Source organism: Enterococcus sp. DIV1298c, assembly GCF_017316315.1.
In the GTDB taxonomy this organism is placed as follows: Bacteria; Bacillota; Bacilli; order Lactobacillales; family Enterococcaceae; genus Enterococcus_B; species Enterococcus_B mangumiae.
The window spans coordinates 1-1893 of record NZ_JAFLWG010000098.1 but is presented as its reverse complement, the minus strand read 5'-3'; the positions used below and the strand labels follow the sequence as shown (position 1 = coordinate 1893).

The following is a 1893-nucleotide window of genomic DNA, read 5'->3' as shown; positions in this document are numbered from 1 at the left end:
GTTATATAAAAATACTTTTCTATAACTTTCAAATTGTAATATCTAAGAATATGTAGAAAGCAGACACCGAATAATAGATTAATATAAAGTAATCCGCCACTATCTTTTATATTAGTAACTAAATTTCCGACAATATTTATAATAATTGATAGTTTTAATAGTGCTAAAAACATTTCATTTTTAGTCCAATTTTTATCGTGTGCCAAATGTCCACCTACTTACTTTATAATAAATTCATATATAGCATCTATAGTCTTTACACCTACTATTTTATCTATGGTCTTTCCTTTTGAAAGTTTAATGACTGTTGGGACTGTATCCACGTCTAACTTAGATGAAAAATTACTTAGTTTATCTGAGTTGTCTTTTCGCGCTTCATCAGTATTGTAATAATAAATAGAGGTTTTATTTTTTGCTAGTGTTTCTCTTAATAAAGGTTCAAATTCCTGACACTGAGGACAAGTAGGTCTACCAAAATAGATAATCGCATCCTCCTTCTCGTCTACCATTACCTGCAATTGAGAATTACTAATTAGAGTTAGTTCATTTTTGGGTTCTAATAGCTTTGAATAAAAGAAGAACCCAATGATTATTAAAAGGATGCTCATGATTGAGTAGATAGTAAATTTCTTGTTTACAATACCTTTCATTTTATAAGCCCTCGATTAAAAATAAATTTTTTTATAATTTAAAACAGCCGATAACGCCTGTAATTGATGCGCCACCTAAAGCAACAAAACCTGTTACACAAGCAACGCATACTGGAACTACTGATAAACAAGCAGCTGCACAGACGGGAGCAAGAATATTTGCGATTGTGCGACTAATATTTAAAACGATTACTAGACAAGCAACTTTCTCTGCTAAACCTCTTGTTTGCTGTAATTGACTTGCTTCTTTTTGTACATCTTGAAGTTGTTGCTGTAACTCTTCATTGGGAACAAACTTTTCTTCAAGAATTTGATGATTCGTTTGAGTTCCATTAGAATACGAATTGATTTCAAAGGTATCTTTTACTGATTTAGAAATAAGAGTTTCTTGATAACCTTTTAAATGTTTATTCATATCGTACACCGCAGTGACATTACTAAAGAAATTGAGATTACTGTCAACTACTGGAACAGTGATCGTATAGTAATCTTCTGTTCCAGTTTCACCAGAAACTTGAAAAACAGATACATTAGTAAAATCCATCGCAAATTCGTCTGTGTGTAATGAAAATGTATTTCTTAAATCATCTTTAAACGCATTAGTGATATTAGATTTTTCCTTATCACTTACACCTTTTGCTGTTTCGGACAAAGTTACCATGCTTTCAACAATTTTAGTTGCCTCATTTGAACTCATCCCAGGAACATTAACTGGATTTTTGGAAAAGTAATCGTCAATTGTAGCCTGGGTACTATTGGTACTCTGAAATGTCGAAGTAGTAATTTCTGAAGCATTAGCAATTTCTACTACAACTGGCAAAAAAAATGATCCTAAAGTTATAATCGATACCATACCTGTTAATAATTTTGTTTTAATTTTTTTCTTTACCATGTGGGTTATCCACCTTTCTATGATTTTTTTCTTCCTTTCAAAATCGTTTAGGTCACATAATTTAAAATTTTTACTTTTACTATCTCAACGTAATCAACCTATACAAATCACTCCCAACACTTCTCCTGAAATTTTAAGCTTATTTAACTTCCAACCATCCAAAGTATGAGACCTAAGATTAAATTTATACTATATCTCATATCATTCTCCTTTCCCTTTTCTCTACAAATATATAATATATAAAAAAAATGATATAATTTATCATGTGGCTCAAAGTCACATAGTTAGAAAATTCAGAGAAAGTGAGAAGAAAATTATGATTTGGAATTATGGAAATGTATATAGAATGAT

At 30.4% G+C, this 1893-nt stretch carries 3 protein-coding genes; all 3 read right to left on the bottom strand.

Annotated elements, in window-relative coordinates; translation table 11 throughout:
- Nucleotides 1–206, bottom strand: a 206-nt coding sequence (locus JZO83_RS14285) for a hypothetical protein (RefSeq protein ID WP_207116136.1), incomplete at its 3' end; no start/stop codon positions are given.
- 12 nt (nt 207–218) lie between these two features.
- Entirely contained in the window at nt 219–650 is a 432-nt protein-coding gene (locus JZO83_RS14280) for a thioredoxin family protein (protein WP_206856490.1), read from the bottom strand.
- Nucleotides 651–681: 31 nt separating this feature from the next.
- Nucleotides 682–1542, bottom strand: a complete 861-nt coding sequence (locus JZO83_RS14275) for a hypothetical protein (protein WP_206856488.1) — start codon at nt 1540–1542, stop codon at nt 682–684.
- Nucleotides 1543–1893 lie beyond the last annotated feature (351 nt).